Genomic DNA, 16,817 nt, shown 5'->3' on the forward strand with positions numbered 1-16,817 from the left:
CATGCAGGCATGCACCGCTCACGCCGTGGAGCCGTCGCCAGCAGCCGCAGGCGGTCAACAAAGAATCACCCGCGCAGGGTCCCAGCCATCGGCCGCTGGGCCGGAGGCGTTCTTCACCGGCCTCGTGCGGGTGGATCCGGTCTGGGCCGCCGGCAACGACATCAACGCGTCCGGTGCCCACGTGACCTTCGAGCCCGGTGCGCGCTCGGCCTGGCACACCCATCCCAAAGGCCAGCAACTGGTCGTCGTGTCGGGCGTGGGCCTCACGCAGGAGTGGGGCCGGGCGGTGCAGGAACTCCGGCCCGGGGATGTCGTGTGGTGCCCGCCGGGCGTCAAGCACTGGCACGGCGCCTCTCCCACGTCGGCCATGACGCACCTTGCGGTCACGGGCACGCTCGATGGCAAGAACGTCGAATGGATGGAAAAGGTCAGCGATGCGCAGTACACGGCTCGCTGAGCGCTGCGCGCAGATGGCCCTCGGCCTCGCGCTCGGCCTGTCGGCCGTCGGTGTGTACGCGGCCTCCACCTCACCGGATGCGACCGCCATGTCCCAACCCCAACCCGCCTCCGAAACGTTGTCGGTTCGCCAACAAGCCATCATCCCGATCGCCGCTTTCGGCGCGGCCGGCGACATCCCGCGCCTCGGGGCCGCACTCGACCAGGGCCTGGCCGCCGGGTTGACCGTGAACGATGCCAAGGAAGTGTTGGTTCAGCTCTACGCCTATGCCGGATTTCCGCGCAGCCTGAATGCACTGGGCGAGTTGATGAAGGTGGTCGAGGCCCGCAAGCAACGCGGTCTGCAGGATGCGCAGGGGCGGGCGCCGAGCCGTGCCATCCCGAAGGGCGATGCGCTCCTGGCGGCGGGCACGGCCAATCAAACCAGGCTCGTCGGCAGCCCCGTGAAAGGCGCGCTCTTCGAATTCGCACCCGCGGCGGACGAATACCTGAAGACGCATCTTTTCGGCGACATCTTCGAGCGCGACAACCTCGACTGGCAAAGCCGCGAGCTGGCCACCGTCAGCATGTTGTCCGCGCTACAGGGCGCCGACGCGCAACTGCAGTCGCACATGGGCATCAGCATGAACGTCGGCATCACGGCGAGTCAGTTGACCCAGCTGACGCAGGTGCTGGCCGAACGGGTGGACGCGGACACGGCAGGGAGAGCGCGTGATGCGCTGGCGCGTCAGCGCGCAGCGCGGCCGGGCCGATAGCTCAGCGCAACCCCTTCCACCACAGCACGTTCGTGCGCACTCGGCCGATCGTCAGCACTTCGCCGATCTCCGGCGTGGCCAGCGGGACCTTCTCGCGTTCGGTGATCGCGGCGACGCGGTCCAGCGGGTCCTGCCAGGTGTGGAAGGCGAGGTCGAAGGTGCTGTTGTGCACCAGGTAGAGCAGCTTGCCGCGCAGGTCCTGGAAGGCCTTCACGGTTTCTTCGGGCGTCATGTGCACCGACGGCCAGTAGGTGTCGTAGGCGCCGTTCTCCATCAGCGCCAGGTCGAAACTGCCGAAGCGTTCGCCGATCTGCCTGAAGCCCGGGTTGTAGCCCGAGTCGCCGCTGTAGAAGATGCGTTCGCCGCCGCTCTCGATCACCCATGACGCCCACAGCGTGCTGTCGCGGTCCCACAGCGTGCGGCCCGAGAAGTGCTGCGACGGCGTGGCCGTGACCTGCACCTCGCCCTGTCGGCCCTGCTGCCACCAGTCGAATTCCTGGATGCGCTCGGGTGCGACCTTGGCGTCGCGCAGCCGCGCCCCCACGCCCAGCGGCACGAAGTAGCGCTGCACCCTTTCGCGCAGCGCGTCGATGGCGGCTAGGTCGAGGTGGTCGTAGTGGTCGTGCGAGAGGATCAGGCCCTCGATCGGCGGCAGCTCGGCCAGCGTGAGCGGCGGCGGGTGGAAGCGCTTGGGCCCGGCCCATTGCACCGGTGACGCGCGTTCGCTGAACACCGGGTCGATCAGCCAGTACTTGCCCCTGAGCTTGAGCAGGTGCGACGAGTGGCCCAGCCGCACGACGTGGTTGGCGCCGTTGTCGAGCGCGTCGAGCGCCGCACGGTCGAGCTTTCGCACGGGGATCGGGTCGACCGGCACCGTGCCGGTCTTGTCGGCGGTGAAGAAGCGCGACCAGATCTTCCAGCCGCTCTGCGACGGCTGCGCCTGCGGGTTGGGCGGATTCTGGAACCGGCAATCGCCATTGAGCTGCGCCGATGCCGCGAGGCTCGCGGCGCAATCTCCACCGGTGGCGCAGCCCGCCGCGGCAAGTCCGGCCAGCCCGGCGATGAACCAGGCTGCGAGGCGTCGTCGGGGAATGCGCATGGGAAGCGGGGACGCGCCGTCGGCGTCGGAGGGTGAAGGTGCGGGCGAGCTTATCGGGCGTGCTGGCGCGGCCTAGTCCGTTCGCTACATTGTCCCCAGCGGGCCTCCGTGAAATATTGCGCCGATCATCGAGAGGAGCCGGATGGACGACACCATCAAGGAACTCGTCGAAGAGCGCCGCCGTGCGCTCCACGGCGTGGACGAGGGACGGCGGCCGTGGGGGCTGGCGCTGTCGGGCGGCGGCATCCGCAGCGCGACCTTCTGCCTCGGCCTGCTCAAGGCCCTGGCGCAGCGCCGGCAACTGCTGGCCTTCGACCTGCTGTCGACCGTCTCGGGCGGCGGCTACATCGGCGCGACATGGGGCCGGCTGTGCAGCCGCGCGAAGACACCCGACGACGTGCGCGCGGTGGAGGGCGCCTTCGCCGAGGTCGACAAGGTGCGCTTCGGCTGGTGGCTGCGCGGCAATGGACGCTACCTGATTCCCGGCGGCATGCGCGACACGCTCTTCGCCGTCGCGCTGTACCTGCGCAACCTGCTGGGCACGCACATCGAGATCGCCATCGCGGCCACGCTGATCGGGCTGGCGCTGGCCGCGGTCAACCTCGGCGCATGGGGCGCGGCGGCGGCCTGGATCGACCTCGGCAATGCGCAGGCGCCGCCACGGGCGCTGCAGATCGCGACCGGCCTGCCGACGCTCTGGCTGCTGGCGCTGGTGCCATGGGCGCTGTCGATCGTGGCGGCCTGCGCCTACTGGTCGGTGCGCGACCGGCGTGCGTGGCGTCACCTGTTCGGCAACCTGGCGATGTGGTGTGGGCTGGGCGTGGCGGCGCGGTGGTTCCAGCCCCAGTTCGAGCAAGACTTCGGCGGCCCGCTCTGGCTGGCGCCGGCCTTCATCGCGTTCTGCGCGGCCTGGGTCGCGGGCCTGGGCTGGGTGATGTGGCGTGGCCGCGACCGCGACGCCGCCACGCTGCGCAACGAACTCACCGATGCGCTCGCCCGCATGCTGCATGCGGTGCTGGTGATCGCGCTGCTCGGCGCGCTCGACCGCCTGGCCTGGTGGCTGGCGGCCGAGACGCGCGAGAACCGTGCGTCCTACGGCGCCGTGCTGCTGGTGGCCGCGGCCGCCTTGCGCGGCGTGCTGCCCACCTTCTTCGGCAGCAAGCGCGAGATGCCCGGCCTCGGCAAGCAGTTCCTCATGACGCTGGCCAGCGTGTTCGGCCTGCTCGTCGCCTTCTGCCTCGCCGCCTGGTGGATCGGCGTGCTCTACGCCGGCGTGCTGCTGCCGGTGTTCCGGCCCGAGGTGGGGCTGGACTTCCTGCGTGGCTGGGTCTGGCTCGGCACCATCGGCGTGATCGTCGGCACCTACGCACTGGTCACCGGGCCGCACTTCGCCTTCCTCAACCTGTCGTCGCTGCACATGTTCTACAAGGCGCGCATCGTGCGCGGCTACCTGGGCGCGGCCAATGCGCACCGGCTGGGCGGCGACCCGATGGGCGATGTGTCGGGCCTCACGCCGCCGGCGGTGCCGGTGGGCCAGGTCGATGCCGGCGACGACCTGCCGCAGCGCGACTACGCACCGCACGCGCAGGGCGGGCCGGTGCACCTGATCAACGTGTGCATCAACCAGACGCACGACCCCCAGCAGAAGCTCTTCAACCGCGACCGCCGCAGCTTGCCGCTGACCATCGGCCCGCGCGGCTGGATGCAGGCCGTGGGCGGGCCGTGGACGCGTGCGCAGGGCGACGACGCGCTCACGCTGGGGGCGTGGGCCGCCATCTCGGGCGCGGCCTTCGCGCCGGGCCTGGGGCGCCTCACCCAGCGCGGCATCGCGGCGCTGTCGGTGTTTGCGGGCCTCCGCCTGGGCTACTGGTGGAACAGCGAGCGCGCCGGTCTGCTGCAGGCCGGCGCGGCGGCGCGCGTGAGCAAGCTGCTGATGAAGACGCGCTTCCTGCTCTTCGAATGCTTCGGCGCCTTCCCCGGCAGCGGCTCGGCCAACTGGTACCTGAGCGATGGCGGCCACTTCGAGAACACCGCCGCCTACGCGCTGCTGCGGCAGGAGGCGGAGCTGATCGTCGTGGCCGATTGCGGTGCCGACCCCGACTACCGCTTCACCGATGTCGAGATCCTGATCCGCCGCGCGCGCATCGATCTCAACGCCGACATCCTCTTCCTCAAGCCCTGCTGCGACGCCGACTGGCCCTACAGCGGACTCTTCGGCTCGCTCAACGACCTGGCGTCGCCGACCAGCCAGGCCTGCCTGGCGCTGGCGAGGGTCGACTACGCGAGCGGGCTGCGTGGCCACCTCGTGCTGGTCAAGCCGAACGTGTCGGCCTCGCTGCCGGTCGACCTGGTGAACTTCAAGGCGGCCCACCCGTTGTTCCCGCAGCAGCCGACCACCGACCAGTTCTTCGACGAGGCGCAATGGGAAAGCTACTTCCGCCTGGGCAGCGAGATCGGCCAACGCCTCGACGGCGGCCTGCTGGCGCGCATCGTGCAAGGCACGCAGGGCCTGTTCGAGGCCGACGACGGTCAACCGATGCAGGTGCCGGCGACCCCCGGCACGGCCAGCGCCGCAGCCACCATGAGCCGCCTGCAGGCCCGCGTACTGAAGGCGGGCGCCGTCACCGCGTCCATCGGCCTCGGCACGGCGGCGACGATCGGCGTCGCGGCCTGGCAGGGCATCGACAGCTGGCGCACGCAGGCGGCAGAGAAGCGCGCCGCCGAAGGCCTGGCCTTCAAGGACCTGAGCGAGCGCTGGTCGCGCCTGCGCGTGGACGCGCCGCCCGGCGAGGCGCCGGCGTCCCTGGCGGCCGAGCTGTTGCGCACCGGCGAGCTGCTGTGCCGCCAGGGCGCCGACAACTTCATGGCCAACTTCAAGCTGTCGGTGAGCATCGTCGACGACGCCAAAGCCGCCTGCCGGCTGGCGCTGGCGAAGGCACCCGCGACCGGCGACGCGTCGGGCCTGAGCCCGAACCCGGCCTGCACCCGACTGCTCGACACCAACAACGGCATCGACTGCCTGCAGCCCGCCAGCGCCCCCGCCTGCACGCCGCGCTACTGGGCGCGCGACTACACCGGCAGCGTGCCCGCGTTGGAGAACTGCATGGGGTCGCCGTCCGCCGTCGGCACCGCGGTCGCTGGGTCGACGCCGGCGCTGGCGCCGACCACGCCCTACACCGCGCCCGTGCCGTCACCGCCAGTGACCGGCGCTGCACCGGGCGCGTCGTCGATTACGGCACCCACGAGCGGTGCCGTGGTACCGGCGCGGCCGACCGCCGTAAGCCGTACCGCATGCGCCAACGCCACGGTCTACATCCAGGTCTTCGGCCCCGAATCGCTGGGCGCGGCCAACGGCTTTCGCGCACCGTGGCAAGGGCTTGGTGCCAACGTGCCGGCCGTCGAAGACGTGCTGGCGAGTTCGCGCAAGGCCGGTCGCTCGCCACCCCCGGGCCACGCCACGCCGACCCTGATCTACGGCGAAGGGATGCGGGCCTGTGCCGAAGCGCTCAGGGTCACGGCGGCAGCACCGACCGGACCATGGGACGTGAAGCCTCTGCCTGTGGGCTTGAAGGCGCAGCCGCGCACGGTCGAGGTCTGGCTACCGCGGCCGACGGCGTCGTCACCCGCGTCCTGAAAGCCGCGGTGCCACCCGGCCCGCCGAACGAACCTGGAGCTTTTCGATGGCTACGAAGAAAACCGCTGCAACCGCGCGCGCGACGCAGCAACAGCAACTGCTCGACAAGATGCGCAGCTACGTGCGCACCAAGGCCACGCAACTGCTGGCGGACCCGAACATCTCCAGCGTCGGCATCGGCCGTAAGCAGACGGCGGGCAAGGCCGATGGCGCACTGGCGATCCAGTTCACCGTCAAGAGCAAGGTCGCACCCGAGCAGGTCGAAGGCATCGGCAGCACGCCGATTCCCGAGCACATCGAGATCGATGGCGTCGCGGTGCCGACGGACGTCATCGAGCGCAGTTACAAGCCGAGCTACATCGCCGTGCAGATCGAGGCCAAGGACCCGCGCAAGGTGCATGCCGACACCGTCGTACCCGGCCTCAGCGTGGGCAACCGCTTCACCACGGCCGGCACCATCGGCGCGCTCGTGCGCGACCGCACGAGCGGCGCCGTCGTGCTCCTGTCGAACTGGCATGTGCTGCACGGCGGGCAGGCGCAGGTCGGCGCCGACATCGTGCAGCCGGGGCGGCACGACGACAACCGGGTCGATCGCAACACCATGGGCACGCTGTTGCGCAGCCATCTCGGCCCGGCCGGCGATTGCGCCATCGCCTCGGTCTTCGGGCGTGCGTTGTCCGGCGAGGTGATGGGGCTCGGCGTGTCGGTCGACAGCATTGCCGATCCGGAAATCGGCGACCGTGTCGTCAAGAGCGGTCGCACCACTGCGGTCACGCGCGGCCGCGTGGTGCGCATCGAGGTCAACACCAAGATGAGCTACCCCGACGGCGTGTCGGCCGTGGTGGGCGGCTTCGAGATCGGCGTCGACGAGGACGCGGTGCCACCGGAGCGCGAGATCTCGCGCGGCGGCGATTCGGGTGCGGCCTGGCTCGCCGTCGCGCGTGGCAAGCCGACGGGCGTGATGCTGGGGCTTCACTTCGCGGGCGACGCGGAAGGCACGGCGGCCGAGTTCGCGCTGGCCTGCTACGCGAAGTCGGTGATGACCGCGCTGGACGTCGAGCCCGCCGGCGCCTTCACGACCGCGCTCGCCGCGCAAGCTGCGACCGACGAGGAGGCCCTGCGCACCGGCTTCGACCCGCGTTTCGCGGGATTCGCCGTGCCAGTGCCCACCTTCACCGCGAGCCGGCGCAAGGACCTCGCCGTGCTCGACGACGAGGTCGAGCTTCGCTACTGCCACTTCTCGGCCTGGCTCAGCCGCACGCGCAAGTACCCGCTGTGCGTGGCCTGGAACATCGACGGCAACGGCTTCAGGCGCATCCAGCGCACCGGCTTTCGCGCCGACCGGCGCGGCGACCTGGAAGACTTCCAGTTGACCGACGCGATCTACGTGCGCAACCCCTTCGACAAGGGCCACATCGCGCGGCGCGCCGACCTGTGCTGGGGCGCACCGGAAGAGGCGCGGCAGGGCAACTTCGACAGCAGCTTCTACAGCAACATCGTGCCGCAGCACGAGGCCTTCAACGAGAGCACCCACCAGGACGACGACGCCGAAGGCGGCGTCTGGGGGCGGCTGGAGAACACGCTGCTCGACACCGAGGCGCCGCACGGCCTGCGTATCGCGCTGATGGCCGGCCCGGTGTTCGGCAAGAAAGACCGCACCTTCACGCAGAACGGCGAAAGCTGTCGCGTGCCCGACGAGTTCTGGAAGGTGGTGGCCTTCATCGACGACGAAGACAAGAAGGAGAAGGTCTATGGCTTCCTGCTTACGCAAAAGCATCTGGTGGCGCCGTTGACCACGCCGGAGTCGCTCGCGCTCGATCTCGAGGATTGGGTGTGGGCGCGCATCACGCTGCGCGACCTGGAGGCGCGCACCGGTGTGCGCTTCGCGAAGGCGTTGCACACGCGCGAGAGCCCGTTCAGCGTGGTGCAGCAGCTGGACGATGCGCCGGCGCTGAAGCTGCTCGCCGGGCCTGCGGACTACTTCGCGTAGCGTCCGCGCCGACCAGCGCATCCAGTTCGGCGCGGAGTCGCCGCGCCATCGGCCCGTTCGGCCCGCCCTCTCACGAAGCCTTGGTCACCGGGAACTTGTGGCTGCCCTTGAAGAGGGTCAGCGTGTTGCCCGACTTCGAGCGGGCTACGTCCATCTCCCAGTCGGCGGCGGGAACGAATCGCGCCGGTCAGCGCGGTGCGCCGAACAAGTCGGTGGCCACGCACACTGCTTCGTCCAGCAGGCATTCCTCGAGGTTGACGCCGGCGCCGCCGCGGTCGACCACGATGAAGTCGCGCACCGCACCGAGTGCGAGCAGCGGGTGGTGCCACACATTGCGCGCGTAGTTCACACCCTGCCAGCCGCTGCTGACGAAGGCGCGAAGTTCGCCGGGACGGCCGTGGTCGTCTTCGGCGACGACTACGAGGTAGGGCGCCTCGGCCAGCGGCAGGAAGGCCTGCGAGCCCAGCGGGTGCCGCTCCATCAGGCTCAGGCGCACCGGCTCGTCGCGTGGCTGGGCGCGGAACAGGTTGATCAGCGTGCGGCCGCCCTCGGCCAGCACGTCCACCTGGGCGAGGTCGTGGAAGCGGAGGGTGGTGCCTGCATTGATCGGAATCTGCCGGGCGCCGGCCAGTTCGATGACGTCGCCGAAGGGCGTGAAGGCAGCGGCGGTCAGGGCTTCGGGTCGGAGGGTTCGCATGCCTTGCATTCTCGATCCTCCCGTCGCCGTCTCACCACGCTGCGGCACGGGCCGTCGCGGGAGCGCTCAGCGGTACAGCCAGCCGGCCAGGCGCCGCGTGATGCGCGGCATCAGCACATAGGTCATCGACGCCACCACGATGGCCGAGGCGGCGAGATGGCCGATGTAGGCGTTGCGCAGCACCGGCACCCATGCGTCGAGCCAGTGCACGAAGGCCGGGACGACCAGTGTCAGCGGAAAGATCACGCAGAGCGTGAGGAGAAACTGCTTGTAGCGCCGGGCCGGCTTCTGCCCGGGCCCGGGGTGGAACCAGAACTCCAGGCCGGTCACGGTCTTCACCTCCTCGTCGGCGTCAAGCAGGGGCAGCACCTCGTCGAGGAGCGCATGCCGCGCGGCCGACTGGAACCAATCGTCCGCGTGCAACAGCGAGTCGAAGCGGATCGTCACCGTGTAGAGCGTCGAGCCAGCCGGCGGATGGATCACGTGCACCCCGCGGTGCCCCGGGAAGCGCTCGGCGATCGGCACGATGCGCTGCAGCCATTGCTCGTAGGCGCTGGCCGCGTCGGCCCGAACGTGGTGCCGGATCACCGCAGTGATGCTTTCGGCACGCGGCAGGCTGCGGGACGCCACGTCCGACAGCGTGGCACTTCGCAGTGAAGGCTCGCGGTGGTCGTCGTTGGTGGCGCGAGGGGAGTCGTCGGTGTTCATGACCTGTCGCTTCGGCTCGTTGCTCGGGCGGCACAGGCCCGGCGACAGCATAGCGAGCGCACCTGACGGGCAGGCTGCCGGCGCATTGCATCTGTAAGCGTCCCGGTGTCGCGGGACATCGCCATGAAGCCGGCCGGCGCGCTGCACTGGCCGGCGGCGGCACAACGAGAGTTTCCCTGACACGACGTGGGCAGTGCTGCCTTCATGATCGGGATTCACCATGGATGCCATTGCTGTCCCTTGCGTCGCCGGTGAGTCCTGGCACGCCTCGACGCTGCGCCGCGACGCGGTGCCCGAGACCGGGCGGCCGTTTTTCGGCCTGGCGCTGCGACTCGGTGTGTTCGAGGAGGGCGCGGAGCGCGAGGCGGTCGCCGCACTGAGCGAAAACGACCGGCGGGCGCTGCTCTTCTTCCGCAAGAACTTCCCGGTGGAAGTCGATCAATGGCTCACCGGCGACGAGGCCATGGCGCGGCTGCCGTCGCCCGAGTACCGGGTGTTCTCCTGCCTGTACTTCGCGGCCGAATACCTCTGCAAGAACCCCAAGGAACCCGAGGCGGCGCGCACTGAGGGCTGAGCCGGGGCTCGAGCAGCTCAACCGCCCCGCGCGCAACCGGGTCGCCGTCTTCGGCATCGCTCATCGTGCATACAGGGTAAACACTGATGTCACTATGAAACCGGTTTCATACACTGCCCAGCCCATGCACCGAACCCTGTCCGCAGGGCTTGCCCCGTGAATTACCAATTCCAGTTCGACGCGGTCTTTGCGGCCTGGCCGCTGCTGCTCAAAGGCACCTGGATCACCATCCAGCTGTCGCTCATCGCCACCTTGCTGGGCCTCGTCGTCGCCATCGTCTGCGCCTGGGGCAAGACCTCCGGGCCGGCATGGCTGCGCTTCATCGTCAACGCCTACATCGAGGTGATCCGCAACACGCCTTTCCTGGTGCAGTTGTTTTTCTTTTTCTTCGCGCTGCCGGCCATCGGCCTGCGCTGGTCGCCCTACACGGCGGCGCTGACGGCCATGGTGGTGAACCTCGGCGCGTATGCCACGGAGATCATCCGCGCCGGCATCGAGTCGATCCCGCGCGGGCAGATCGAGGCGGGCCGGGCGCTCAACCTCAAGCCGTGGGAAATCTTCCGCTTCATCATCATCAAGCCGGCGCTCAAGGCGATCTACCCGGCGCTCACCAGCCAGTTCATCCTGCTGATGCTCAGCTCGGCAGTGGTGTCGGTCATCTCGGCCGACGACCTGACCTCGGTCGCGGCCAACCTGCAGTCGCAGACCTTCCGCAGCTTCGAGATCTACATCGTGGTCGCCGGCATCTACCTGCTGCTGGCGATGGCCTTCTCGGGCCTGTTCAAGCTGATCTACCAGCGCACGCTCAACTACCCGGACCGCCGGTAAGCCGGGAGAACATCGATGCGTACCTTCGGCTATCCCGAATTCCTCTTCATCCTCGAAGCCGCCAAGTGGACCCTGGCGCTGTCGCTCATCGCCTTCATCGGCGGTGCGGTCCTGGGCCTGGTCATCGCGCTGGCCCGCACGTCGGAAAGCAAGACCGCGCGGGGCCTCGCGATCGGCTTCATCCAGATCTTCCAGGGCACGCCGCTGCTGCTGCAGCTGTTCCTGATCTTCTTCGGCGCGCCGGTGCTGGGGCTGGACATCAACCCGTGGATCGCCGCGGGCGCGGCGCTCATCCTCAACAGCGCGGCGTTCCTGGGCGAGATCTGGCGCGGCTGCATCGAGGCGATCCCGCGCGGGCAGATCGAGGCGGCGCATGCGCTCAACCTGAAGTACGGCGCACGCATGCGTGACGTGGTGCTGCCGCAGGCCTTCAAGATCGCGTTGGCGCCGACGGTCGGCTACGTGGTGCAGATCATCAAGGGCACCTCGCTCGCGGCCATCATCGGTTTCACCGAGATCACGCGCGCCGGCCAGATCATCAACAACGCGACCTTCCAGCCGTTGTACGTTTTCACGACGGTGGCGGCCATCTACTTCGCGATCTGCTGGCCGCTGTCGCTGCTGGCCGCGCGCATGGAACGCAAGCGCAACCTGGCGCTCGCACGCTGATCACGCTTCCCATCTTTCCTGTTTCGATTCCAACCAAGGAGACTTCGACATGACCTCGTTCAACACCACCCGCCGCAGCACCACCGCAGCCCTGGCCGCCCTCGGCCTGGGCGCCGCGCTCACCGTGTTCGCCCCCTTCGCCGCCGCGCAATCGGTGGCCGACATCAAGAAGAAGGGCGAGATCACCATCGGCATGCTGGTCGACTTCCCGCCCTACGGCACGACCAACGCCAAGAACGAACCCGACGGCTACGACGCCGACGTGGCCAAGCTGCTGGCCAAGGAGTGGGGCGTCAAGGCCAACATCGTGCCGGTCACCGGCCCGAACCGCATTCCCTTCCTGCTGACCAACAAGGTCGACCTGCTGGTCGCGTCGCTGGCCGTCACGCCCGAGCGCGCCAAGCAGGTGCAGTTCTCCACGCCTTACGCGGCCGCGACCATCGTGCTGTACGGCAAGACCAGCGCCACCATCAAGGCCCCGGCCGACCTGAAGGGCCAGCGCATCGGCGTGGCCCGTGCATCGACGCAGGACGTCGCCGTGACCAAGGCCGCACCGGAAGGCACCGAGATCCGCCGCTTCGACGACGACGCATCGGCCATGCAGGCTCTGATGTCCGGCCAGGTCGATGCCATCGGCTGCTCGCTCACCGTGGCGGCGCAGATCGCCAAGCGCGTGCCGCCGAACACCTTCGAGAACAAGTTCAACCTGGTGCAGCAGGCCATGGGCATCGCGATGCGTCCGGGCCAGGACGAGCTGACCAAGGCGGTGAACGACTTCGTGGCGAAGAACACCGCCAACGGCGAGCTGAACAAGCTCTACCAGAAGTGGCTCGGCGCCGACCTGCCCAAGCTGCAGTAAGCAAGTACCTGACGGAACATCCATGACCGACGCAGTGACGACGAACGGCGCCGAGCCCATCATCCGCCTCGAGGCGGTGAACAAGTGGTACGGCGAATTCCAGGTGCTGACCGGCATCGACCTCGCGGTGCGCGCGGGCGAGCGCATCGTGATCTGCGGCCCGTCGGGCTCGGGCAAGTCGACGCTCATCCGCTGCATCAACCGGCTCGAGACGGTGCAGAAGGGCCGCATCGTGGTCGACGGCATCGAGCTCACCGCAGGTGGCAAGAACGTCGACGCGGTGCGTGCCGAGGTCGGCATGGTGTTCCAGCAGTTCAACCTGTTCCCGCACCTCACCATCCTCGAGAACTGCACGCTGGCGCCGATGCGCTCGCGCGGCATGACGAAGGCAGAGGCCGAAGAGGTGGCGATGAAGTACCTCACGCGCGTGCGCATTCCCGAGCAGGCCAAGAAGTACCCGAGCCAGCTGTCCGGCGGGCAGCAGCAGCGCGTGGCCATTGCGCGCGCGCTGTGCATGACGCCGAAGATCATGCTGTTCGACGAGCCCACCTCGGCGCTCGACCCCGAGATGGTCAAGGAGGTGCTCGACACCATGATTTCGCTGGCCGAAGACGGCATGACCATGCTGTGCGTGACGCACGAGATGGGCTTCGCCCGCAGCGTGGCCGACCGCGTGATCTTCATGGCCGACGGCAAGATCGTCGAGCAGGCACCGCCGACCGAGTTCTTCGGCAATCCGCAGAACGAGAAGACGCGGCAGTTCCTTGGCCAGATCCTTTCGTCGCACCAGGCGCACTGATGGCGACTTCCGTATTGATCTCGCTGTCGTCCTTCGGCGCGGCCGAGGTGGGCCGGCACGGCCAGCTGTGGTGTTCCGAACTCGCGCGCGCGGCCGGTGCCGACTCGGTCGAGGTGCGCGGAGAACTGCTGCGCGACCCGGTTGCCGAGTTGCCCGCATTGGCCGGCCATGCCTGGGTCTACAGCAGCCCCGAGGGCTTGTGGGCCGAAGGCGGCTGGCTCGACAACGCGGCCTTGCAGCGCGGCATCGCCGCGGCGACGACGCTCGGCGCCAAGCGGCTGAAGATGGCGATCGGCGATTTCCGCGCCTCCTCGCATGGCTCGCTGTGGGGCCTGAAGGTCGCGCTGGCTGAGACGCGTATCGAGCTGCTGATCGAGAACGACCAGACCGTCGCCGCCGGCACCTTGCCCGCGCTGCAGACCTTCTTCGACGTGGCCGATCGGGCCGGCGTGAACCTGGGCATGACTTTCGACATGGGCAACTGGCACTGGGTCGGCGAATGCCCGCTCGAAGCGGCGAAGGCGTTGGGCCACCGCGTGCGCTATGTGCATTGCAAGGGCGTGCAGCGGCTGCCTGCCAAGTGGGTGGCGGTGCCGTTGATGGAGTCGGCCGCGCCGTGGCGCGCCGTGCTGCGCGCATTGCCGGCCAACGTGCCGCACGCCATCGAATACCCGCTGATCGGCGACGACCTGCTGGCCGTCACGAAGCAGCAGATCGACATCATCCGCGCAGCGCGCGCCTTGCCATGACAGACACCGCCTTCGACGTCGCCCTGTTCGGCGAAGCCATGCTGCTGCTGGTGGCCGACCGGCCCGGCCCGCTGGAGGACGCGCAGTCCTTCCACAAGCGCACCGCCGGTGCCGAGACCAACGTGGCCATCGGCCTGTCGCGCCTCGGCCTCAAGGTCGGCTGGGCCAGCCGGCTGGGCACCGACTCGATGGGCCGCTGCCTTCTCGCGACGATGAAGGCCGAGGGTATCGACTGCTCGCATGTGATCTGCGACGCGACGCAGAAGACCGGCTTCCAGTTCAAGGGCCGCGTCACCGACGGCAGCGACCCCCCGGTCGAGTACCACCGCAAGGGTTCAGCCGCCAGCCAGATGACGGTCGACGATGTGGACGTGGCCTGGCTCACCTCGGCGCGCCACCTGCATGCCACCGGCGTATTTCCGGCCATCTCTGCCACCACGCTGCCGGCTGCGATCAAGACCATGGATGCGATGCGCGCCGCGGGACGCACCATCTCCTTCGACCCCAATCTGCGTCCTACGCTGTGGGCGTCGACCGATGCCATGCGCAGCGCCATCAACGACCTCGCGTCGCGGGCCGACTGGGTGCTGCCGGGTATGGAGGAGGGCCTGCTGCTCACGGGCGAGACCACGCCCGAAGGCGTTGCCCGTTTCTATCGAAAGCTCGGCGCGAAGCTGGTCGTCGTCAAGCTCGGCGCCGACGGTGCGTACTACGACGGCGACACGGCCGGCACCGGTCTCGTGGCGGGCTTCCCGGTCAAGGAAGTCATCGACACCGTCGGCGCCGGCGACGGCTTCGCGGCCGGCGTGGTGAGCGCCCTGCTCGAAGGCCGCAGCGTGCCCGATGCCGTGCGGCGCGGCAGCTGGATCGGCGCGCGTGCCGTGCAGGTGCTGGGGGATACCGAAGGCCTGCCGACGCGGGCGCAACTGGAGGAGGCTGGGCTGTGAACGCATCGAGCAAGAAGAACATCGTCGTCTTTCGCGAATTGCCGCCCGACCAGCTGGCGCGTCTGCAGGCTGCGCACCACGTCGTCGTGGCCGACCCGAAGCGCGACCTCGCGGCCTTCCAGGCCGCGCTGCCGACGGCGCAGGGGCTCATCGGCTCCAGCTACCCGGTCGATGCCGCGCTGCTCGACCGCGCGCCGCAGCTGGAAGTGATCTCCAGCGTGTCGGTCGGCGTCGACAACTACGCGTTGGCCGACCTTCACACACGCGGCATCGTGCTGTGCCACACGCCCGGCGTGCTCGACGAGACAGTGGCCGACACCGTGTTCGCGCTGCTGATGGCGACCAGCCGCCGCGTCGTCGAGCTCGCGAACCTCGTGCGCGAGGGGCAGTGGACGAAGAACATCGGCGAAGACCTGTTCGGCTTCGACGTGCACGGCAAGACGATCGGCCTGCTGGGCTTCGGCCGCATCGGCCAAGCCATCGCGCGGCGTGCGTCGCTGGGCTTCGGCATGCCGGTGCTGTACCACGCACGCCGGCCGGTCGACCTGGCCGTGCAGGCGCCTGAACTGCAGGGCCGCGCGACCCACACGCCGTTGAACGAGCTGCTGGCACGCGCCGACTTCGTGGTCGCGATGCTGCCCTTGTCCGATGGCACGCGCGGCATGATCGATGCGAGCATGTTCGCCGCGATGAAGTCCGGTGCCGTCTTCATCAACGGGGGCCGCGGCGCCACGGTGAACGAGGCCGCGCTGCTCGCCGCGCTCGACAGCGGCCATCTGCGGGCCGCCGGGCTGGACGTTTTCGCGAAGGAGCCGCTGCCGATGGACTCGGCCCTGCGCTCGCATCCGCGCGTCACGCCGCTGCCGCACATCGGCTCCGCCACGCACGAGACGCGCCACGCGATGGCCGAGCTGGCCACCACCAATCTGCTGCAGGCGCTGGCCGGCGAAAGGCCGACCGCCGTCTACGACACGGCGGTCGTGTGAGCACCCGCGCGCCGCGCCAGAAGCCGGCCGGCCAGCGGGCCACCATCGCCGATGTGGCGGCGGCGGCGGGCGTGTCGAAGGCGACGGTGTCGCGCTTCTTCAACCACCGCGAGCGCCTGCTGAGCCCCGACATCGCGGCGCGCGTCGAAGCCGCCATCGCCGCGCTCGGCTATTCGCCCAGCCCGATGGCGCAGGCGCTGAGCCGCGGCAAGTCACGCCTCATCGGCCTCATCGTCGCCGACATCACCAACCCCTATTCGGTGGCGGTGCTGCGTGGTGCCGAGAAGGCCTGCCAGGACGCCGGCTACCTCGTGATGCTGTTCAACCTCGGCAACGAGAGCGGGCGCGAGCGCGAAGCCATCGACGCGCTGGCCGGCTACCAGGTGGATGGCTTCATCCTCAACACGCTGGGCCGCGGCGCGGGCGTGGTCGATGCGGTGGCGCTGCATGGCAAGCCCGCAGTGCTGGTCGACCGGCGCCATGCCGGCATGCAGGCGGACTTCGTGTCGCTCGACAACCCCGGTGCGATGGCGCAGGTCTGCGAGCATCTGCTCGACGGTGGCTGGCGCGAACTGCTCTACATCACCGAACCGCAGAAGGGCGTCAGCACCCGGCGCGAGCGCACGGCCGCCTTCAACGACTGCATGGCCGCGCATGCGCCCCAGGTCAAGGGTGAGGTCTTCGAGAGCGAGGAGGGCGACGCCACCGGCCTCGCGGCGGCACTGCGGGCGCTGCACCAGCGCGCGCGGCGGGGCCGGCGTCAGGCCGCGGTCATCGCCGGCAATGCGGTGGTGACCCTGCGCGTGGCGACTTCCGTGGCCGAACTCCGCTGGCAGTTCGGCAGCGAATTGGGCTTCGTCGGCTTCGACGATCCGGAATGGGCGCCGCTCATCGGGCCGGGCCTCACGACGCTGGCTCAGCCGACCGACGCGATCGGTCGCGCCGCGGCGGGCTGCCTGATCGAGCGCCTGCGCGGGCTCGAAGGCGCAGCGCGCCAGCTGCTGTTGCCCGGAGAGCTCGTGGTGCGAGGCTCGTCTGCCTTGCGCGCACCCTAGCGTCGCGCTGCC

At 69.3% G+C, this 16,817-nt stretch carries 16 protein-coding genes; 13 read left to right on the plus strand and 3 right to left on the minus strand.

Annotated elements, in window-relative coordinates; all coding sequences use genetic code 11:
- Nucleotide 1 precedes the first annotated feature (1 nt).
- Together ACSFBE_RS18905 and ACSFBE_RS18910 are read left to right on the plus strand one after the other, a co-directional pair.
- On the plus strand, nt 2-457 hold the full coding sequence (locus tag ACSFBE_RS18905; protein ID WP_435492009.1) for a (R)-mandelonitrile lyase: 456 nt from the start codon (nt 2-4) through the stop codon (nt 455-457).
- An 88-nt stretch (nt 458-545) separates the two neighbouring features.
- On the plus strand, nt 546-1,211 hold the full coding sequence (locus tag ACSFBE_RS18910; RefSeq protein ID WP_435492010.1) for a carboxymuconolactone decarboxylase family protein: 666 nt from the start codon (nt 546-548) through the stop codon (nt 1,209-1,211).
- A 1-nt stretch (nt 1,212) separates the two neighbouring features.
- Here the strand turns inward: ACSFBE_RS18910 and ACSFBE_RS18915 are convergent, their stop codons facing one another.
- On the minus strand, nt 1,213-2,310 hold the full coding sequence (locus ACSFBE_RS18915) for an MBL fold metallo-hydrolase (protein WP_435491944.1): 1,098 nt from the start codon (nt 2,308-2,310) through the stop codon (nt 1,213-1,215).
- 142 nt (nt 2,311-2,452) lie between these two features.
- Here ACSFBE_RS18915 and ACSFBE_RS18920 point away from each other — a divergent pair, with 142 nt between their 5' ends.
- Together ACSFBE_RS18920 and ACSFBE_RS18925 are read left to right on the plus strand one after the other, a co-directional pair.
- Entirely contained in the window at nt 2,453-5,944 is a 3,492-nt protein-coding gene (locus ACSFBE_RS18920; protein ID WP_435491945.1) for a hypothetical protein, read from the plus strand.
- Nucleotides 5,945-5,990: 46 nt separating this feature from the next.
- Complete coding sequence (locus ACSFBE_RS18925; RefSeq protein WP_435491946.1) at nt 5,991-7,934, plus strand: DNA/RNA non-specific endonuclease; 1,944 nt, start codon at nt 5,991-5,993, stop codon at nt 7,932-7,934.
- 187 nt (nt 7,935-8,121) lie between these two features.
- Here the strand turns inward: ACSFBE_RS18925 and ACSFBE_RS18930 are convergent, their stop codons facing one another.
- Complete coding sequence (locus ACSFBE_RS18930) at nt 8,122-8,631, minus strand: ureidoglycolate lyase (RefSeq protein WP_435491947.1); 510 nt, start codon at nt 8,629-8,631, stop codon at nt 8,122-8,124.
- A 66-nt stretch (nt 8,632-8,697) separates the two neighbouring features.
- On the minus strand, nt 8,698-9,339 hold the full coding sequence (locus ACSFBE_RS18935; RefSeq protein ID WP_435491948.1) for an antibiotic biosynthesis monooxygenase: 642 nt from the start codon (nt 9,337-9,339) through the stop codon (nt 8,698-8,700).
- A 220-nt stretch (nt 9,340-9,559) separates the two neighbouring features.
- Between ACSFBE_RS18935 and ACSFBE_RS18940 the strand changes: the two genes are divergently transcribed.
- The 9 genes from ACSFBE_RS18940 (at nt 9,560) to ACSFBE_RS18980 (ending at nt 16,805) form a co-directional block, all read left to right on the plus strand.
- A complete protein-coding gene (locus ACSFBE_RS18940) occupies nt 9,560-9,913 on the plus strand; it encodes a hypothetical protein (RefSeq protein WP_435491949.1) in 354 nt (117 codons plus the stop codon).
- Between the two features lie 156 nt (nt 9,914-10,069).
- Nucleotides 10,070-10,741, plus strand: coding sequence for an amino acid ABC transporter permease (locus ACSFBE_RS18945; RefSeq protein WP_435491950.1), 672 nt, complete (start codon nt 10,070-10,072; stop codon nt 10,739-10,741).
- Nucleotides 10,742-10,756: 15 nt separating this feature from the next.
- Complete coding sequence (locus ACSFBE_RS18950; RefSeq protein WP_435491951.1) at nt 10,757-11,410, plus strand: amino acid ABC transporter permease; 654 nt, start codon at nt 10,757-10,759, stop codon at nt 11,408-11,410.
- A 49-nt stretch (nt 11,411-11,459) separates the two neighbouring features.
- The gene (locus tag ACSFBE_RS18955) at nt 11,460-12,269 is read left to right on the plus strand and encodes a transporter substrate-binding domain-containing protein (RefSeq protein WP_435491952.1); all 810 of its coding nucleotides are present in this window, start codon (nt 11,460-11,462) and stop codon (nt 12,267-12,269) included.
- A 22-nt stretch (nt 12,270-12,291) separates the two neighbouring features.
- Nucleotides 12,292-13,068 carry an amino acid ABC transporter ATP-binding protein gene (locus ACSFBE_RS18960; protein ID WP_435491953.1) on the plus strand — a complete coding sequence of 259 codons (777 nt, stop codon included), beginning with the start codon at nt 12,292-12,294 and terminating at the stop codon, nt 13,066-13,068.
- The gene (locus ACSFBE_RS18965) at nt 13,068-13,817 is read left to right on the plus strand and encodes a sugar phosphate isomerase/epimerase family protein (protein WP_435491954.1); all 750 of its coding nucleotides are present in this window, start codon (nt 13,068-13,070) and stop codon (nt 13,815-13,817) included. Before ACSFBE_RS18960 ends, ACSFBE_RS18965 begins: the two co-directional genes overlap by 1 nt.
- Nucleotides 13,814-14,764, plus strand: a complete 951-nt coding sequence (locus tag ACSFBE_RS18970; RefSeq protein WP_435491955.1) for a sugar kinase — start codon at nt 13,814-13,816, stop codon at nt 14,762-14,764. Before ACSFBE_RS18965 ends, ACSFBE_RS18970 begins: the two co-directional genes overlap by 4 nt.
- Nucleotides 14,761-15,750: a 2-hydroxyacid dehydrogenase gene (locus ACSFBE_RS18975; RefSeq protein ID WP_435491956.1), complete on the plus strand. Its 990-nt coding sequence runs from the start codon at nt 14,761-14,763 to the stop codon at nt 15,748-15,750. Before ACSFBE_RS18970 ends, ACSFBE_RS18975 begins: the two co-directional genes overlap by 4 nt.
- Nucleotides 15,747-16,805 (plus strand): LacI family DNA-binding transcriptional regulator, encoded by a 1,059-nt coding sequence (locus tag ACSFBE_RS18980; RefSeq protein WP_435491957.1) that lies wholly within the window; start codon nt 15,747-15,749, stop codon nt 16,803-16,805. Before ACSFBE_RS18975 ends, ACSFBE_RS18980 begins: the two co-directional genes overlap by 4 nt.
- The last annotated feature ends 12 nt before the right edge of the window (nt 16,806-16,817 follow it).

The sequence above is a fragment of the Variovorax sucrosi genome (assembly GCF_051216635.1).
In the GTDB taxonomy this organism is placed as follows: domain Bacteria; phylum Pseudomonadota; class Gammaproteobacteria; order Burkholderiales; family Burkholderiaceae_C; genus Variovorax.